The organism is Luteolibacter sp. (assembly GCF_058122085.1).
This window is the reverse complement of the sequence record NZ_JBIKBQ010000033.1, coordinates 1-17,471: the sequence shown is the minus strand read 5'-3', so window position 1 is coordinate 17,471 and position 17,471 is coordinate 1. Positions and strand designations below refer to the sequence as shown.

The following is a 17,471-nucleotide window of genomic DNA, read 5'->3' as shown; positions in this document are numbered from 1 at the left end:
TCAGGTGGCGTTGCAGAAAATTAACGACGCGTTCGAGCCGCCGAAGCCGAAGGAATTAGTCAGCGCGACATCCAACTTCGCGGTCCGTGGTTCTCGGACGAGATCAAATTGGCAAGCTGGATCGATTTCGTTGACGTTGAGGTTTGCAGGAAGCAACTGGTGTTTCAGGGCGAGCAAGCAGATCGCGGACTCGACGGCTCCGGCTCCCCCGAGTAGATGTCCCATCGCGGACTTCGTCGAGCTGACGGCGATGTTTTGCACGTCATCGCCGGCCCATTGGGAAATCGCGGTCGCCTCGGCGATATCGTTGAGTGGGGTGCCGGTGCCGTGGGAGTTGATATATTGCATGTCGGCTGGGACCATCTCCGCCTGCGTGCATGCGGCGCTCATCGAGCGCACTGCAGCGGTGCCCTCCGGGTGTGGCTGGGTGAGATGGTGAAGATCGGTCGCCATGCCGTAACCGCAGATCTCGGCGATGGGTTTTGCTCCGCGGGCAGCCATGCTTTCCGCGGATTCCAGCACAAACACGGCCGCGCCCTCGCCGAGAGCGAGGCCATCGCGGTGTGCGTCGAACGGTCGGGGGATTCCGGATGGTGCGAGCGCCTGAAGGGCGTCGAAGCCGGCGAAAACCAGTTGACAAAGGGCGTCGTAGCCACCGGCGAGGGCCATGGATTCGCGCCCGCTGCGGATCATGTGAAACGCGTGGCCGATAGCGTTTGCTCCTGAGGCGCACGCATTGGAAATGATTTGGGTGCGTGCCTGGAAACCTAGCGCGCGCTGTACTTCACCGGATTGGCGCTGTGGTTGGTAATGCTCCACTCTGGCGAACTGCCCGCGGCGTCCGTGGGGAGCAGTGGTTGCCGCTTGATAGTAGGCCTCGCCGATGGCCATCGCCCCTGCGGAAGTGCCGAGAATGAAGGGTATCTCGGGATGGATATCGGTCAGTCCGGCGGATGAAATCGCTTGAGCGGTGGCATGCAACAGCAGCCACGTTCCGCGGTCGAGGCGGGCAGCCTCGTGCGGGGTGAGGGCGTATGCCAGGGTGGGCGGATCGCTTACTCCGGCTGTTTTCACCCGTTGGCGGGAAACATCGAAGAAATCGATCTCACGAAAATGGGTGCGCCCGGCGCGAAGCGCCTCGACATGGGCTCGCTCGTCATTTCCCATCGGCGAGATCATGCCGACTCCAGTGATAAAAACGCGCCGTGGAGGCGCGTTCCGATCGACAGAGGGGGGATGGATGTTAGGCATTTGGGGTGACGGCAAAGAGAGTTTGGGGCAAAGACCAGATTCCTACACTTGGCAAGTCGTTTGGAAGCGGCTAGACAGAGCGCGGAATGCTGCTAAACCGCTGGGAAAATGTCAACACACGCCGAGGAGGCGAGGTGGCTTTCCGGCATTCGGAACGGCCGGCGGGCGTCAGTTTCCGGGAAATCGACCAGATGGCGGGCGAGGTGGATGTGTCCGGCGAGGTGGTTCCGGCGATCGGCGAATCGTTAGATTTTTTCCCGTCCCTGATTGCCGCGTGGCGGGCCGGGAAGCCGGCGCTTTTGGTGGAGAACCAGACCAGCCGCATCCGGCCCATCCGCTGCGGAATTCCCGCTGGCACCGTGCTCATCAAGCAGACCTGCGGCGCTTCGGGGATCGAACGCAGTCTGTTTTTCGGAGAGTCGCAGGTCATGGCGGAGGGGCAGAGGAACATCCAAGGTTTGGGGCTTCATGAGGGCCGGCGCGGCTTGGCGGCGATCTCGCTGGCGCATTCCTACGGCTTCGGTTGCCTTGCCCTGCCGCTTTTGTTGGCAGGTATTCCATTGGAGATCGTTTCCGGGCCACTGCCGATGTTTCTACAAGCGGCTCTGGAACGTGGCGGCGAGATTTTCCTGCCCGGTGTCCCGGCGATTTGGAAAACTTGGTGGCAGACTGGAGTGACCGCATGTCCCGCGATTTCCTTGGCACTCTGCGCGGGTTCTCCGCTTTCACTGGAGTTGGAAACGGCGGTCCATGCCGAATGCGGGCTGAAAATTCACAATTTTTACGGTACAAGCGAGACTGGGGCGATCGCCTTCGATGACTCGCGGGAGCTCAGAAAACGTGCGGATTTCGTCGGGAAAATCCTTCCGGGGATCGAAGCGGTGATCGATGGAACGGGAAGGCTGGCGGTGGCGAGCGACGCCTGTGCGGTGGGTGCCGACTCGCCCGCGTGGGAAGATGAATTCGGCGGACGGTTTTATAACACCCTAGATATGGGAGATGTCTCGGACGGCGGCGTTTTCATCACCCAGTGCATCGGAAGGGCGATCAACGTGGCGGGTAGAAAGGTCAGCCCGATCCGCTTGCAAAATATTCTCGAAGAGCTCGATGGCGTGGCTGTGGCCGTCGTCGAGCGAGGACAAAGCCGCGATTTTGAAAGATTCGGGGAAATCCGCGTCCGTTTAACCGTCAAGCCGGGCTACGCGCCCAAGGTCATTCGCGAACAACTCCGGCAGCGGGTGGAAAGCTGGGAAATGCCGAGGCACTGGGAGTTTGTATCATCGGAGGGCGACCTCACTTCCCGCCTAGCATGACGGTAGCGGCGGCGATTTTTGATTCGCCATTCGAGACGGTTCCCGCGATCTGGATGAGATTTCCCATGCGCCCCTCCACGGTGGCCTGGACGATCAGGACGTCGCCCGGATATGCGGTGCCGAGAATTTTCGCGTTTCTAACAGACGTGAGGAGCATATCCCCGAGGGTGGGATGCGCTGGATCGGATTGGGCGATCACGCCACCGAGTTGGGCGATCGCCTCGATCATGATGACTCCGGGCCACATCGGCTGCCGCGGGAAGTGGCCTATCAGGAACGGCTCGTTGCCGGTGATCGTGTAGCTGCCGCGACCTGAAACGCCAGGCTCCAAAGCGGTGATTTCATCCACAAAGCGGAATTCGGGTCCGTGGGGCAGAGCAAGTAATTCTTGATCGAACGGCATGATTGATAGCAGATTTCGTTGCGAGGTTGGGTGGATGTTCGGCTGCCGTCCATGGATGAAGCCGCACCGAATGGAGCCGCAGATTGCATCGAAATTCCGTGAACTCAAATCCCGATTCAGAAATCTCCCCGCAGCAGCAGGGGAAAAACGTGGCCACCGTGCTGCGGTTTCTCGCCGGGCTGGCGTATATGGTGGTTTTTTGGCCGTCGGCGGTCTTGTCCGTGCTCATCATCAGCCTGATCTCGGGGATTTTTCTCGATCAGGAGGATCATCGCAGGCTTGGGCAGTGGACGCTTGGCACCATTCTTACGCTATTGATCGTGGGATTGGAGTTGCTCGGGATCATCCGGGTTTTTGATGACGATCTGAAACGGCACGCCTGCGATGCGGGACCGCTCATCATCGCTTGCAACCACCCGGCCTTGTGGGACGCGCCGCTGGTGATCCGCCGCTTCGAGCGATTGAACTGCATCATGAAAGCGGAAGTGCTGGAAAACCCATTTCTGCGCAATGGCGCGCTTTTCGCGGGGTTTCTCCCGAATTTGCCGCGGCTCAAGATGATCCGTCTGGCCATGGAGCGTCTGGCGGGAGGTGGCAGGCTGCTGCTTTTCCCCGAGGGTACGCGCACGCGCAGGGAAAACGGCGTGCTCAATCCCTTTCGCCCCGGCCTTGCGCTGCTCGCCAAGCAATCGGGCGCGCCGATCCTGCCGGTCTTCATTTCATCGAACAGCCGCTACCTGCAGAAGGGTTGGCCGATTTGGCGGATGCCGCATCTGCCGATCTCGATCTCGATTCGTGTCGGAGAACGAATCCTGATTCAACCGGACGAAAAAGTGAGGGATTTCTCGGAGCGCTTGGAGGAAATTTTTCGCAAGGAGTTGGGCTGAGCCGAGTCGCCGCGCCGGGCAATATTCTCCAGAGGATGAATTCGAAATTGTGTCCCACCGCAAAACACTTCATTTCCCTGGCGCGGAATGAAAGCCTGCGTCCTGATACCCTCCTACAATTCCGGGCCCTTGCTTCGGCGGACGCTGGCCAGCGCGCTCGATGCGTGGGATGACGTGTTCGTCATGATCGATGGCAGCACGGATGGCAGCGATGCGAATCTGGAGGACCTCGCAATTGGCGGAAACGCCCGACTGAGAGTTCACCGTCTGCCGGAGAACGGCGGCAAAGGCTCCGCTATCCGGCGGGGAATAGCGCTTGCCGGAGCGGAAGGTTTCACACACGCCCTCGCGATGGACGCCGACGGTCAGCACCCATCCGACCACATCACCCGGTTCATGGAAGTGGGGAAAGCCCACCCCGAAGCGCTGGTGCTCGGCGAGCCGGTGTTCGACTCCTCCGCGCCATCCCTGCGGGTGAAGGGGCGGAAAATCTCCAACTGGTGGGCCAATCTGGAGACCTGCGGGTGGGGGATTCACGATTCACTTTTCGGGATGCGGCTCTATCCCATCGCGCCGTTGGAAATGGTTTTTTCGGAAACGATGTTCGCCCGCAGGTTTGACTTCGATCCCGAGGTCGCGGTGAGACTTTGCTGGAAAGGACTTCCTGTGATCAATCTCCCCACGCCGGTGAAATACCTGAGCGCGGAAGAGGGTGGAATCAGCCAGTTCCGCTACTTGCGCGACAACACCCTGCTCACCGCGATGCACATCCGCTTGTTCGCCGGCTTCCTGCTCCGGTTGCCGATCCTGCTCTTGCGGCGAAAAAATCCTCTGAAAAATTACGCCCCGCTTTCCGATGTCTGAACCCACCCGAATCGCTGCTCGCATCTCATCCTTGTGCGACGGCACGTGGCTGCGGCACTACGTTTCCTGCAAATTGCGGACCGATCCACTCTACGACGGAGTTTTTAGCGAACTCAAATCCAGCCCACTGCCCCTACTCGACATCGGTTGCGGCATCGGCATTCTCGGGATGTATCTGCGCGAACGCGGATGGGCGAACGCCTTCACGGGATTCGACTATGACGCAAGCAAGATCAAGGGCGGCCGCGAACTCATCGCCAAGGGAGCCTATGCGGACATCAGCCTCAGTCAGGGCGACGCCCGGCGGGATCTGCCGGAACACAGCGGAGATGTGGCGATTCTCGACATCCTCCAATTCTTCGACACCCCGGAGAAAACGATTCTGTTAGAATCTGCCGCGGCAAGGCTTGCGCCGGGCGGAACGCTGGTCGTCCGCAGCGGTTTGTTCGAAAAGAGCCTTCGTTTTTACACGACTCTAGCAGGCGACATCATCGCCCGATGCACGTTCTGGATGAAGTCGGCACCCGTGCATTATCCCACCGAAGCATTTTTCCGGGAAGTGCTCGAAGCGCAAGGCCTTGTCGTGGAAATCCGCCCTTTCTGGGGTGGCACTCCTTTCAACAACTACCTCATCCTGGCGAGACGTCAGGGATAGCAATCTCCCAGCCGTTTTCCTTGGCTAGGGCGAGGATTGCGGTCACCACCTCCAAGGCGATGGGCGTGGCCTCATGAGCGAGGACAATGCTTCCCTCGCGTGCCGATTCGCGGATTCTCCGATTCACCTCCTCGAGTGGATAGCTGCCTCCATCGAAGCCCCGGCTGTTCCAGCCGATCAGACTCAAGCCCTCCTGCTTCAAAACCGGGTGGACGAAAATATTGTAATGCCCCACCGGCGCGCGGAAAATCTTCGGAGCCTCGCCGGTGATTTCCTTGATGACCCGTTGGCATTTCACAATTTCCCGGCAGGTCGCCACCGGTCCGAGGCGCCAGAAAGACAGACGCGGATGGCTCCAGCTGTGGTTGCCGAGTTGATGGCCGCGGCGGTGAATTTCCCGGATCAGTTCGGGATGTTTCGCGGCCTTTTCGCCAATCACAAAAAAGGTCGCCTTTGCCGCGTGGCGGTCTAGCAAGTCGAGAATCGCCGGGGTATCGGTGGGATCAGGCCCGTCATCCAAGGTTAGCCAGATTCCTTTTGCGCATAGGGTTTGCACTGGGCCGAAAAGCCGTGAGGAGGGATTCAGGGTTCCAGTGAGAAGAAAAGCGACGATAACCGCATGCATGAGGATCCCTATCTGAAAATACCCGGCTGCTGCGGCGACAATTCCACCGCCCAGCATGAAGGCGATCAGCAGCATTCTCAATGTCTGAGCCAAGATCATTCGGTGAATGCCTCCTCGAAAACGAGCCATTGCAGACCGTGCTCTTCCAGAAAGCCCATGAGGTTCCCGGCCCATGCGCGCGCGCAGTCCATTTCACGGATCGGCGCGCCCGGTTTCCGCGGGGAGACGACCAAGGGTTCCCGGAAGATGATGTGGTAGTGGCGGTAGCCGGCACGAACCACATGCAGCGGAAAGCTCGGGCATTTTGCTAGGGCCGCCAAAACCATGGGCCCCCTTGGCAGGCGGATTTTCACGCTTCTATTTTCCAAGGGCACCTCGATGGCCGCCACGTCCCCGATCACGCGATCGCTCTGGATGGCGACGAGTTCCCCCTCCATCAACAACCGTGCCAACTCGATCCCCAGCAAGCTATCCGATGAGTTGTAATGGACTTTGAAATGCTTGTAACGCCGAGCATCCCGCTCCAATTCCTTGCGCCGGATTTCCTGGAGAATTGGAGACCGCTCCGGAGCCCGCACGGTGTGGAGATCGCGTCCGAACTTGGGCGAGAAAAAAGCCGCTGCTAGATCGTAATTCCCCGTATGCGTGGTGGCAATGATGGCTGCTCCCGGTGTGGTGCGAAGTTTCTCGAAGATCTCCAGGTTGTCGATTTCCCACGTCACGACCTTTTGCCCCAGCCGGGTGCGCATGCCGTCGATACACGTCCAGCCGAAGTTTACGAAAACGCGGTAAGCCCCCACATAGCCCTCCGCCCAAGATAAGTCGGGCCAAATCACCTTGAGGTTCCGGCGGATCGCCCGTCTTTGGGCATGGGCCAGAACCAGCACGATGAACGCGCAAAAATAGAGCACCCCAGCCTCGATGAACCGGGGCATGCCCGACCATCTCAGCGCAGCCGACATGGCGCGCGTCGGGAAATCTCCGAAAAGTCCGAAGCGCGACACATCCGCCTCTTGCTTTATCGCGGTTTCGGAGTTTCTATCTGCGGTCATCTGGCGGGCGTTGTTTGCAAGACGACTTTCCTACCCATAACCTCACCACTGATCAACCATGCAAATCATGAATCACCGGGAACCCCGATCGATCGCTGATGGAATCGATCGTTCCGCAGACTACGACGTCATCATCATGGGTGGTGCTTTTTCCGGATCTTCCACTGCCCTGCTTCTCAAGCGCCAGTTTCCGGAATTGCGCATCTTGCTCATCGAACGCAGCGCGGAATTCACCCGCAAAGTCGGGGAAAGCACCTCGGAGGTCGCCGGATGTTTCCTCACTCGCGTGCTGCGTGTCGGCATGCATCTCAACACGAGGCATGTGATGAAACACGGACTCCGCATGTGGTTTCACCAGGACGGAGAGAACGCCCCCGGGAAATCCACCGAACTCGGTCCCGCCTTCCAAGGCCGCCTGCCCACGTTCCAAGTCAACCGAATGACGCTCGATACCGAGTTGCTCCGGCAGGCAGAGGAACTCGGCTGCGAATTGGCGCGCCCCGCCATCATCGGAAATCTCGACCTCGGCGGCATCGGAAAAAACACCGTCACTTACAAAACCGACGACGGCCAATCCCGCACGGTGACGGCGGGATGGTTTATCGACGCCTCGGGAAAATCCGCAAAGATTGCTAAAATGCGCAAAACCTGGCGGTCCCATGCGAGAGAGCACCCGACCGCATCGATGTGGACCCGTTTCAAAAACGTCAATCCTCTCGATTCCTACGACGGGGCGATGCAGATGGAGGGCGCGAGCCCCAAGGTCATTTCACAACGCGGCTTCGCCACCAACCACCTCATGGGCTTCGGCTGGTGGTGCTGGATCATCCCGCTCGACAGCGGCGAGGTCAGCGCAGGTCTCACTTGGGACTCACGCCTTTTCACCCCGCCGGAGGAGGGCAAGATTTGCGAGCGGATCAAGGAACACCTGCTCAAGCAGCCCGTTGGCAAGGTCTTGTTTGAAAACGCGGAAGCCGTGGAAAACGACAACTGCTATTACAAGGACCTAGCCTATTGGTCCGAAGAGGTCGTCGGCGACGGCTGGACCATCGTCGGCGACGCCTGCGGTTTCATGGATCCGCTTTACAGCCAGGGTCTGGATTACTGCGCGCACACGGTTTACTCGACCTACACCCTGCTCCGTAGCTACTACAGCGGCGAGTGCGTCAAGGAGGGCATCATCAAGCGCAACAGCGAGTTCAAACGCAGCTATTTCGACTGGTTCAACGCGTTGTACAAGGACAAATACTGGTACATCGGAGATGCGGAGTTGATGCACGCCGCGTTTCTCATGGACATCGCAACCTACTTTGTCGGGCCTGTCCGAGGTGTTTACACCGACGAGGACGTCGAGTTCGCGGAAATGCCCTACTCCACTTCCATCGGTCACGCTTTCGCGGTCTTCATGGCATTCTACAACCGCCGCTTGGTGAAGCTGGCCAAAAAGAAAATCGCCGCCGGCATCTACGGGGACAAGAACCTCAATGAAAGCTTCATCATCACCACTAGCTTCAACCCGGATTTATCGAGCTTAAAGCACCTGTGGATGGGGATCCGCATCTGGCTGCGACTTGAAGTGAAGCTCGTCTTTACCCCGCTGGCCAAGGAAGCGAATGAACCCTCATTGGCCTCGCCGCTGCCACAATCCGGGTATTACAAACAAGCTTAACGCGGTGGTTATGAGAATCCCGAGGCCGCACAGCAGACCCATGCTCCACAGCATCTCGTTGGATGAGAAAAGCAGCGATCCGAAACCGATCGCTGTGGACACCCCGCAGAAGAAGATCGCTTTCCCCACTCCGTTCCAGACTTGGCCTTGGTCTCCGCCGCTGCGGCGCAGTGCGAAAATCAGGTGAATGCTGTAGTCGATGCCCGTGCCCACGATCAATGGAATCGCCATCACGCTGAGAAAGTTCCACGTCTGGCCGGTGGCGGCGACAACTGCATTCACCAGCGCTAGCGAGATCAAGAGCACGGAAATGCTGATGGCGGCGTCCCGGACCGACCGAAAAATCCCGACGAGCGTGAGCAGCAGCACTGCGGTGGCGGGCAGGAAAATCATGAGGAAATCCTTTTTCACACGGGGCTGCAACACCGCTTGAATCACGGACCAACCCGTGAGGGTGAACTTGTCGGTGAAAAGCGGGTCCAGCATGCCGATGTTTTCCACGGTGACCGGCTTCGCGACGGTGAGATTTCCCGCCAAGTGGTATTTCCCACCGGGCGTCTGCACTAGGAAGTGCTTGGTCAAGGCTTTCGCGTCCGCCGGGTTTTGCGTGCCCGACAGCGTCTCCAAGACGATCTTGTCCACGGCCACGCCGCTCTGGCTGAAACCTTGTGATTCCAATGTTTGGATGATTTCCACCCGTTTCCCCGAGATTTCCGCCAATGCCTGCTGGTTCTCCTTCTCCGCCACGCTGTCTGGAATCAGTTCCACCGGCCATTGGTAATTCAACACAACCCCGTCCCGGCTCAGCTTCAAAAGCCGGTCTTGGGCCACTCCGGCCGCCTCTCGCAGCTCTTCCCAGGAGTCGGCCGTGGCAATCATTTGGAGATTCCGATCCGACCATGCCGGAAACTTTTCCTGAATCCGCGAGAAGGTCGCCGCCGCCTCGCTGGAGTCCGGCTGGACCATCGAGAAATTGAAACTGATACCCGGTTCCCCCTTGGTAACGAAAACTCCGACGGCAACCAGGGCGCAGGCGGCCATCGTCCAACGTGCGGCCACTGCCCCGAAAAACGGTGGCTTCAGCATTTGCTTCGCCTTCTTGCTCGGATATTTCCCGAGGAACATCGGTGTGAAAACCAGCATCACGGATACGCCCGCGATCAAGCCGATCACCACCAGCCCACCGAGCTGACGGACTCCATTGAAAGCACTCAAAGTCAGCAATCCGAACACGATGGCCGTGGTCAGCGCAGCCCAGATGATCCCCGGGGCAAGCTCGCGTCTCAACGCTCCTGGCGAGACAAAACCGCCGATGGATTCGCGGGCGATGACGACTCCGTAATCGACCACCAGCCCTAGCAGAATCGCGGCGAAGCCGACACTCACCAAGTTGAGCGTGCCAAACACCCATCCGCCGATTCCCATGGTGATGACAAAGGTAAGCGCCAGCTGCAGCGAAATCATCAGCAACTGCCCCGGACGCCGCTGCACGATCAAGAACAACAACCCGATCAGCACCGAAGTGAGCAGGATCGTCCCGGACATGTCCTTCTCCATCCCGGCCCCGATCTCCGCATTGAAAACGGGACCGCCCGTCAGCGCGAAAGACAAGCCCAACTCCTTCATCCCGGGCCAGTTCTGGATCGCCAACCTGATATCGCCCAAGCGCGCGGCGTCCACATGATAATCTGTCGTCGGGCGCGGGTTTTGAATCAACAGAATCCGCGATTTTCCATCATCCGACTGAAACGATATTCCGCTCTCGATGAACCCCCGAATCACAGGATGCCCAAGGAAACCCAACGGATCGTATGCCGCCATCGTCGATTTTTCCTGATCAAACGATCCGCGGATTTCCGCCATCACCTTGCCGATATGGGATTCGAGCGCCTCTTTGTCCAGCAGGCGCGATGACATGAGCTTCACGTCCGCCGGCGGAGCGTAACGCCAGATTTCCGCCAGTGCCTTTCCGAACGCCGCCGGATCCTCCTCCAGCTCGGATTTATAAAGCACCTTCGCACCAGGCAGCTTCTCTCTCAAGTGCGCCGCCAAATCCGCGACATCCTCCTCATCGACTCCCTCCCCTTCGCTTTGCAGCAACACCACCACTTGCTGGTCGTTGCCGAATTGCTCTTGGGATACCTTCAACGCCTCAACGCATGGCAGATTTTGCGGAAGGACCTCCAAAATATTCGTCTCGAAGCGCAACCGCATCAATCCCGTGATCGAAATGCCGACCACCAGAAGCAGGATGATGATGAGCCGGTGCCGATGAAACACCCGGCGACGCTAAAGCCCACCCGCCGTTCCACAACACTTTTGTGGGTTGATGTTGCCCACCACCTCGTGTAGCCGGATGCATGACCGTACGCTTGATTTCCATCGCCTTCCTCCTCCTTCCCGGCCTTGTCTCGGCCGATTCCCTAGAGCCCCTGAAAACCGCGCTGGCAAAACGGGCGGAACACCAGACGGTCAGCGTGAACGTCAAACAGACCAAAAAAATTCCGGCCCTCACCCAGGACATCGTCATCCGTGGCCACCTCTGGCTCATCCCCGGCAAGTCCTTCCGCTGGCAACTCGGTGACCCACTTGTCCAAAGCGCCGTTTACGATGGAACGAAAGTCCACCTCACAGATGAGTCCGGGAAAACTTCCGCGTTCGATCCCGACGACCGCCGCGTGAAGCCGCTGCTCCTCATGCTCGGCATCGGCGAAAGCGCGTCGTTCGACAATATCCAGCAGGCTTTCTCAACCGGTGGCATCAATATCGTTGACGAGCATTTCGTCGTCAGTCTGGTGCCGAAAGGCCGATTGCAACGTGTGATCAAGTCGATGGTCATGCAGATCAACACCCGAACTTCGTTTCCCGAACGCATCGAATGGACTCAAAAAGACGGCACTGTCATCGTCACCGAGTTTTCACCTCCGGTTTTCGACAAGAAGCTTCCCGCCGACATTTTCGATGCTGCACGCACGAGCTACCCGTGGAAATGAGACTAAATTAAGGCGTTTCTCAAAACGAGAAACTCATCCCTAAAGAGAATCCCAGCGCGTCGATCCCCGGGTTCGGCGTGGTGGCTCCGCCATTTGACATGTGTTGGAAAAACGGCCCTGCGAATACCGCCGTTCCCTCATTCAGTTGATACTGAAGCCCCGTTTTGGCGTACCAGTTGAGGGTGAAATCCTGGCCTTGGCCGCCCACCACATCCGTGCTGTCGATCACGCCGAATCCCCCACCGATGGCAAAATACGCCGACCATTTCTGGTCCGCGGACCACCACTCCACCGATGGCGAACCTGAGATCCCGAAGTAATGATTCTCCGGCCCCTCTTCCACCCAAGTGGCTATCAGCGAGGCGTGACTCCTCACCACCAAGGCCGATCCGTTATCAAATTCCTTCTTCAATACGAATGGGCTCCTCCACGAAAACTCCGTCTGCACCAGTGTGTAATCCAGCGGCGTATTGTCTCCCACTCCCCAAAGCACCCCTGTTTCCACATCGAAAGCGTTACGGGCCCATGGTGCCTCCACCGCCTCCGAAGCCAGCCCCATCCCGGCCGAGAAACACATGAATCCGATAATTTGCATTCGCATGCTCAGGCTGTTACCACCCCGTCCCCCTACTTGACAACCAACTTTCCTTCCCGCCCTCGCAGAGTGCCGTTTTTTGTAGTGATTTCAGGAGCCCATCGGTCGCAAGTCTCCGCGAAACCAAGCCGGAAGTGAAATGGAATGGATGCGAAGGAGCATGCGAGAGTTCGGAAAGGCGAAATTGTGCGGCGGGTCGCGCACCTTGGAGGCCTTCTTTTGGAGACTGTGGAATTTGAGGCGGACTATCGGTTCAGCTCGTCCACCTGCTCGTTGAGGGTGCAGAAATCATAGAGCCAGCCGACGAGAAACAAGCCGCCGGTGAGCAGCCAGATCAGCCCGGTCCCGATCTTGCCCATGTAGAAGCGGTGGATGCCGAGCGCTCCTAGAAAGGTCTGAAGGATCCACGCGACCGAGTAGTCATAGGGGCCGGCCCTGAATCGCCGGCTCGCCTGCCTGTCCATCCCGGGAATCAGGAACAGGTCGATGAGCCAGCCCACTCCCAGCAGGCCCGCGGTGAAAAACCAGATGGCTCCGGTGACCGGCTTGCCGTAGTAAAACCGATGCGCTCCGGTGAAGCCAAAGATCCACAAAAGGTAGCCGATGGTTTTGCTGTGGGTGTCTGAATTCGATTCATTCATCCGCATAACATGCACCCGCCTTGGAAATTCCGCCATCAAAATGCATGCCCGGATCAGGCGAGTTTTGCGGCAAGGCTCGCTCCGAGTCCTTTGACCGCGGCCGCCTGGGCGGGATCTGTCAGATTTCCAGTCGCATCGAAGGCCTCGTGCGCCTTTGGAATCGTCACCTGCTCCGGCAGGACGGTGATGCCGATGTTCACTAAAAACGGCCGTAACTGGGCCAGGCCGCGCGAGCCGCCATAGCCACCGGGCGATGCCGCGAGGATGGCCGCGGATTTCCCGCTCAATACGGAAAGCGGCGGTTCGTCCGGCGTGGTCGCGCGGGAAACCCAGTCGATGGCGTTCTTGAGGGCGGCAGTGATCGTGCTGTTATATTCCGGGGAGGCGATGATGAGGCCGTCGTGATCCGCGAAGAGAGCTTTTAATTTCCGCGCGGCTTCGGGCATGCCTTCCTCGGCTTCGAGGTCCTCGTCGAACAACGGCATGCGGAAACCCCGCAGCGCGATGAGGGTGACTTCCGCTCCGGTCGCGCGCGCTCCTTCGGCGGCGATGGCGGCGAGTTTCTGATTGTAAGATTCGGCGCGGAGACTGCCGCCGAAGGCGAGGATGCGTGGTTTTTTCATGATGGTTGGACGGATGTGGTTTCGAGGAATGAATAGTCGGTGTAGCCCACGGGGCCGTCGCCGTAAAACGTGGCCGAGTCCGGCGGATTGAGCGGTGCTCCCGTGCAGAAGCGCTCGACCAGGTCGGGATTGGCGATGGCGGCCTTTCCGAAAGCCACGGCATCGGCAGCGCCGGAGCGAATCGCCTCGCGCGCGGTTTCGGCGGTGAAGCCTTCGTTAGCGATGAAGACGCCGCCGAAGGCTTGCTTGAGCGAAGGCCCGAGCGCAGGCTGGTCGTGCGATTCGCGGGCGCACAGAAAAGCGAGTTTGCGTTTCCCGAGCTCGCGGGCAGCGTGATGGAAGACCGTGGAAGGATCGGAATCCCCCATGTCATGCGCGTCGCCTCGGGGGGCGAGGTGGACGCCCACCCGGTCCGCGCCCCATACGGAGACGACGGCATCGGTGATTTCCAACAGGAGGCGGGCGCGGTTTTCCACCGGCCCGCCGTATTCGTCAGTGCGCTTGTTGGTCGAGTCCTGGAGGAACTGATCGATCAGGTAACCGTTGGCCCCGTGGATTTCGACACCGTCGAAACCCGCGGCCTTCGCGTTCTCCGCGGCGCGGCGGTAGTCCTCGATGATGCCGGGAATTTCCGAGAGATCCAAGGCGCGGGGCGTGACGAATTCCTTCTCCGGGCGGATCAAACTGACATGCCCGGCAGCGGCGACGGCGCTTGGCGCGACGGGAAGCGCGCCATCCAGATAGACCGGATCTGAAATCCGGCCGACGTGCCAGAGCTGGAGCAGGATCGTGCCGCCCGCCTGATGGACGGCACGGGTGACGAGCTTCCATCCCTCCACCTGCTCGTCGGACCAGATGCCGGGAGTGTTCGGATAGCCGACGCCCTGCGGCGAGATTGAGGTTGCTTCCGACAGGATCATGCCGAAGGAGGCGCGCTGGGCGTAGTATTCCGCCATCATCGCGTTCGGCACGCGGCCGGCCGACGCTCGGCAACGGGTGAGCGGCGCCATCACGATGCGGTTGGGAAGGTGGAGCGCGCCGGCTTGGAGCGGTTGGAAGAGTGGATCAGTCATCATGATGTGTTCGGTTGGAGATTTATTTGAGGTCAAAAAGGATCGCCTCGGCGGCGCTGTCGATGGAGGTGATTTCGATTTCGCCAGGTTCTTCGAGGGAGACGGCGTCACCCGCAGTCAGCGGGATCCCGTTGACGAGCACGGTGCCCTTGGCGACGTGCAGCCAGAGGCCGCGGCCGGCGGCGAGCGGGTGACTCGTCTGGGTTCCGGGCCGAAGTTTCAGCAGATAGATCGAGGCGTCCTGGGCGATGGTCGCCGAGCCGTCACGACCATCGGAGGAAATCACGAGGGTTTTGACATTGTTCTCGTGACCCGGCGCGGGCGTCCACTCGGTATAAGCCGGAGCAAGACCGCGGGTGTCGGGAGTGATCCAGATTTGCAGCAGATGCGCCGGCTCGGTGGAGGAGGGGTTGAACTCGGAATGCTGGACGCCGGTCCCCGCGCGCATCATCTGGATCTCACCGGGCTTGAGGACGCGGCTGTTTCCCATCGAATCCTTGTGGGCCAGATTTCCCGCGAGCAGATAGGAAAAAATCTCCATGTCGCGGTGGGGATGGGTCGGGAAGCCGCCACCCGCGCCGATCCGGTCGTCGTTGATGACACGCAGCGAGCGGAATCCCATGTGCGCGGGATCGTAATAGTCGGCGAAGGAGAACGTGTGCCAGCTGTCGAGCCAGCCGTGGTTCGCATGGCCGCGCTCTCCGGCGCGGCGGATCTTCAGTTTGGGGCTCGTCGTCATGCCGTGATCGTAACGGAAAAAATCCAGCCGCCCAATGTCTTCTCGTCAGTCTCAGCATGCGCAAACCGGCAGCCTCAATCCAACAACTCCGGATAGTGCTTGCGGGCGAGCGACAGCGAGAGATCGAGGACTCCCTGGCTGCGGGAGTGGCGGAGCGCCTCGTCCGCCATCGCCGAGCATTCGGCGTGGCTCAGCGAGCGGATCGCCTGGCCGACCCGCGGCACTTGCTGCGGGCCGACGGAAAGTTCCTCCACGCCGAGGCCTAGCAGCAGCGGAGTGAGGCGGATGTCACCGGCCATTTCCCCGCAGACGCCGGTCCAAATGCCGTTGTCGGTGGCGGCGTCGATCGTGCGCTTGATCAAGCGGATGACCGCGGGGTGGGTGGGCCGATAGAGATCGGCGACGTGGGGATTCACCCGGTCGGCGGCGACGGTGTATTGGATCAGGTCGTTGGTGCCGATCGAGAAAAAGTCGACTTCCGGCGCGAGCAGGTCCGCGCAAAGCGCCGCGGCGGGGACCTCGATCATGATCCCGACGGGCAGGTCGCGGTCGAACGGGACACCTTCTTTTTCCAGCTCGTCCATGCAGCGGCGGACCATGTCCTTGCTCCGCCAGACTTCGGAAAGCCCGGAGATCATCGGGAACATCACCGCGACTTTGCCGAAGGCGCTGGCGCGGAGGATCGCCCGGATCTGCTCGCGGAACATCGCCGGACGCGCCAGGGAAACGCGGATGCCGCGCCAACCGAGGAAAGGGTTGGGCTCGATGTCGGTGAGCGGTTCCACCGGCAGTTTGTCGCCGCCGGCATCGAGGGTCCGGATGATCACGGTGTGCGGAGCCATCTCGCGGGCCACCTTCGAATAGACTTCCGCCTGGCTTTTCTCGTCCGGCATTTCCTCGCCGTTGAGCAGCAGAAACTCCGTCCGATAGAGGCCGATGCCTTTCGCCCCGCTGCGTTTCACCAGCGACAATTCATCGACCAGTTCGATGTTCGCGGAAACCGTGAGCGGCCGTCCATCGACGGTTTGCGTGGCGGCGCCGCGCATCGCGTCGAGCGAGCTGCGGACTTTTTCCTTCGCGAGCATCAGCCGCTTGTAGCGCTCCAGGGTTTCCGGAGCGGGATGCAGGATGAGTTTGCCGGTGTAGCCGTCGAGAATCGACGGCGTCAACGCGATGATGTCGATCACCGCGCCATCGAGCCCAACGACCGCGGGAATGCCGAAGGCGCGCGCCAGAATCGCGGTGTGGGAGTTCACGCTGCCTTGCTCGGTGGCGAATCCTAACACGTGCCGGCGGTTCATCGAGGCGGTGTCCGAGGGCGCGAGGTCGTAAGCGACCAGCACGTGCTGGTCCTCCGGGCCTTGCGGGCGGGTATCGCCCTCGGTGCTGAAATTCCTCAACACCCGCTGGGCGACGTCTTCGATGTCCGCGGTGCGTTCCCGCAGATAGGGGTCGGGAATCCGCCGCATCGCTTCGAGGAAATTCTGCATCACCGCGTAGAACGCGTATTCGGCGTTTTGCAGGCGGCGCTCGATGGCGAGCAGCACCCGGTCCACCACGGAGCGATCCTCGAGAATCATCACGTGCGCCTCGAAAATCCCGCTCTCGTTGTTGCCGGATAGATCCTCCAGCCGGCTTTGCAGCTCGATCAGCTGGCGCTTGGTGATTTCAAGCGCCTGACGGAAGCGCTCTTGCTCGCGCTCCACCTCGGACTCGGGGATTTCATAAACCTCCGGAGCCGAAAACCCGCGCGCGACGACGTGGACGGGAGCGATGGCGATACCGGGAGAGGCTGGGATGCCCTCGTAAATGGTTTCTTGTTCGGCTCCGGTTTTCGGCATGGTCTGTGGGGATCATGGTTTGAATCGGAGCCGGGATTCAAGACGTAATTTCCCCGCGGCAGGCCGCTCCCAGGGCGGTTGCCCGGAAATCAGCCATGGTCGATGTTCATTGGCGATTTAAGAAAATACCAGACATTGGCCTCCGTTTTGGCCGTTTCAGCCTGCCATGGAAACACTGATGACCAAATCCGCCCTCGTTGTCGACCACCTCGTCCTACGCACCGCCACCGAGGACGCCGAGATCGAC

17 protein-coding genes are annotated in these 17,471 nt (G+C 59.9%); 6 read left to right on the top strand and 11 right to left on the bottom strand.

Translation table 11 applies throughout. The features are described 5' to 3' along the window. Entirely contained in the window at positions 1-1,251 is a 1,251-nt protein-coding gene (locus tag AC4DF4_RS06740; protein ID WP_490047365.1) for a beta-ketoacyl-[acyl-carrier-protein] synthase family protein, read from the bottom strand. Positions 1,252-1,385: 134 nt separating this feature from the next. On the opposite strand from AC4DF4_RS06740, the gene AC4DF4_RS06735 reads away from it, so the two are divergent. After that, positions 1,386-2,564, top strand: a complete 1,179-nt coding sequence (locus AC4DF4_RS06735; RefSeq protein ID WP_490047347.1) for an AMP-binding protein — start codon at positions 1,386-1,388, stop codon at positions 2,562-2,564. On the opposite strand, the gene AC4DF4_RS06730 is transcribed toward AC4DF4_RS06735, so the two are convergent. Beyond that, on the bottom strand, positions 2,545-2,967 hold the full coding sequence (locus AC4DF4_RS06730) for a 3-hydroxyacyl-ACP dehydratase FabZ family protein (RefSeq protein ID WP_490047346.1): 423 nt from the start codon (positions 2,965-2,967) through the stop codon (positions 2,545-2,547). The genes AC4DF4_RS06735 and AC4DF4_RS06730 overlap by 20 nt on opposite strands. 98 nt (positions 2,968-3,065) lie before the next feature. Between AC4DF4_RS06730 and AC4DF4_RS06725 the strand changes: the two genes are divergently transcribed. The 3 genes from AC4DF4_RS06725 to AC4DF4_RS06715 all read left to right on the top strand — a co-directional run bounded on the left by AC4DF4_RS06725 (position 3,066) and on the right by AC4DF4_RS06715 (position 5,373). Beyond that, positions 3,066-3,854 carry a lysophospholipid acyltransferase family protein gene (locus AC4DF4_RS06725; protein ID WP_490047345.1) on the top strand — a complete coding sequence of 263 codons (789 nt, stop codon included), beginning with the start codon at positions 3,066-3,068 and terminating at the stop codon, positions 3,852-3,854. 87 nt (positions 3,855-3,941) lie between these two features. After that, a complete protein-coding gene (locus AC4DF4_RS06720; RefSeq protein WP_490047344.1) occupies positions 3,942-4,718 on the top strand; it encodes a glycosyltransferase family 2 protein in 777 nt (258 codons plus the stop codon). Continuing rightward, a complete protein-coding gene (locus tag AC4DF4_RS06715) occupies positions 4,711-5,373 on the top strand; it encodes a class I SAM-dependent methyltransferase (protein WP_490047343.1) in 663 nt (220 codons plus the stop codon). Before AC4DF4_RS06720 ends, AC4DF4_RS06715 begins: the two co-directional genes overlap by 8 nt. Here AC4DF4_RS06715 and AC4DF4_RS06710 read toward each other — a convergent pair. Both AC4DF4_RS06710 and AC4DF4_RS06705 read right to left on the bottom strand, forming a co-directional pair. Then, entirely contained in the window at positions 5,348-6,172 is an 825-nt protein-coding gene (locus AC4DF4_RS06710; protein WP_490047342.1) for a polysaccharide deacetylase family protein, read from the bottom strand. The genes AC4DF4_RS06715 and AC4DF4_RS06710 overlap by 26 nt on opposite strands. Further along, on the bottom strand, positions 6,094-6,933 hold the full coding sequence (locus AC4DF4_RS06705; protein WP_490047341.1) for an LpxL/LpxP family acyltransferase: 840 nt from the start codon (positions 6,931-6,933) through the stop codon (positions 6,094-6,096). Before AC4DF4_RS06705 ends, AC4DF4_RS06710 begins: the two co-directional genes overlap by 79 nt. A gap of 175 nt (positions 6,934-7,108) precedes the next feature. Between AC4DF4_RS06705 and AC4DF4_RS06700 the strand changes: the two genes are divergently transcribed. Continuing rightward, the gene (locus AC4DF4_RS06700; protein WP_490047340.1) at positions 7,109-8,719 is read left to right on the top strand and encodes an NAD(P)/FAD-dependent oxidoreductase; all 1,611 of its coding nucleotides are present in this window, start codon (positions 7,109-7,111) and stop codon (positions 8,717-8,719) included. Here the strand turns inward: AC4DF4_RS06700 and AC4DF4_RS06695 are convergent. Next, positions 8,672-10,999, bottom strand: a complete 2,328-nt coding sequence (locus AC4DF4_RS06695) for an efflux RND transporter permease subunit (protein ID WP_490047339.1) — start codon at positions 10,997-10,999, stop codon at positions 8,672-8,674. The genes AC4DF4_RS06700 and AC4DF4_RS06695 overlap by 48 nt on opposite strands. Before the next feature lie 80 nt (positions 11,000-11,079). Between AC4DF4_RS06695 and AC4DF4_RS06690 the strand changes: the two genes are divergently transcribed. Further along, positions 11,080-11,712, top strand: coding sequence for a LolA family protein (locus AC4DF4_RS06690; RefSeq protein ID WP_490047338.1), 633 nt, complete (start codon positions 11,080-11,082; stop codon positions 11,710-11,712). Positions 11,713-11,731: 19 nt separating this feature from the next. Here AC4DF4_RS06690 and AC4DF4_RS06685 read toward each other — a convergent pair whose 3' ends face one another. The 6 genes from AC4DF4_RS06685 to ptsP form a co-directional block, all read right to left on the bottom strand. Next, positions 11,732-12,307: an acyloxyacyl hydrolase gene (locus tag AC4DF4_RS06685; RefSeq protein WP_490047337.1), complete on the bottom strand. Its 576-nt coding sequence runs from the start codon at positions 12,305-12,307 to the stop codon at positions 11,732-11,734. Between the two features lie 245 nt (positions 12,308-12,552). Further along, positions 12,553-12,948 (bottom strand): NINE protein, encoded by a 396-nt coding sequence (locus AC4DF4_RS06680; RefSeq protein WP_490047336.1) that lies wholly within the window; start codon positions 12,946-12,948, stop codon positions 12,553-12,555. A 53-nt stretch (positions 12,949-13,001) separates the two neighbouring features. Further along, positions 13,002-13,574, bottom strand: a complete 573-nt coding sequence (locus tag AC4DF4_RS06675) for an NADPH-dependent FMN reductase (protein ID WP_490047364.1) — start codon at positions 13,572-13,574, stop codon at positions 13,002-13,004. After that, on the bottom strand, positions 13,568-14,647 hold the full coding sequence (locus tag AC4DF4_RS06670) for an alkene reductase (RefSeq protein ID WP_490047335.1): 1,080 nt from the start codon (positions 14,645-14,647) through the stop codon (positions 13,568-13,570). Before AC4DF4_RS06670 ends, AC4DF4_RS06675 begins: the two co-directional genes overlap by 7 nt. Before the next feature lie 19 nt (positions 14,648-14,666). Then, positions 14,667-15,383, bottom strand: a complete 717-nt coding sequence (locus AC4DF4_RS06665) for a pirin family protein (protein WP_490047334.1) — start codon at positions 15,381-15,383, stop codon at positions 14,667-14,669. A 74-nt stretch (positions 15,384-15,457) separates the two neighbouring features. Next, positions 15,458-17,224: a phosphoenolpyruvate--protein phosphotransferase gene (gene ptsP / locus AC4DF4_RS06660; RefSeq protein WP_490047333.1), complete on the bottom strand. Its 1,767-nt coding sequence runs from the start codon at positions 17,222-17,224 to the stop codon at positions 15,458-15,460. Between the last annotated feature and the right edge of the window lie 247 nt (positions 17,225-17,471).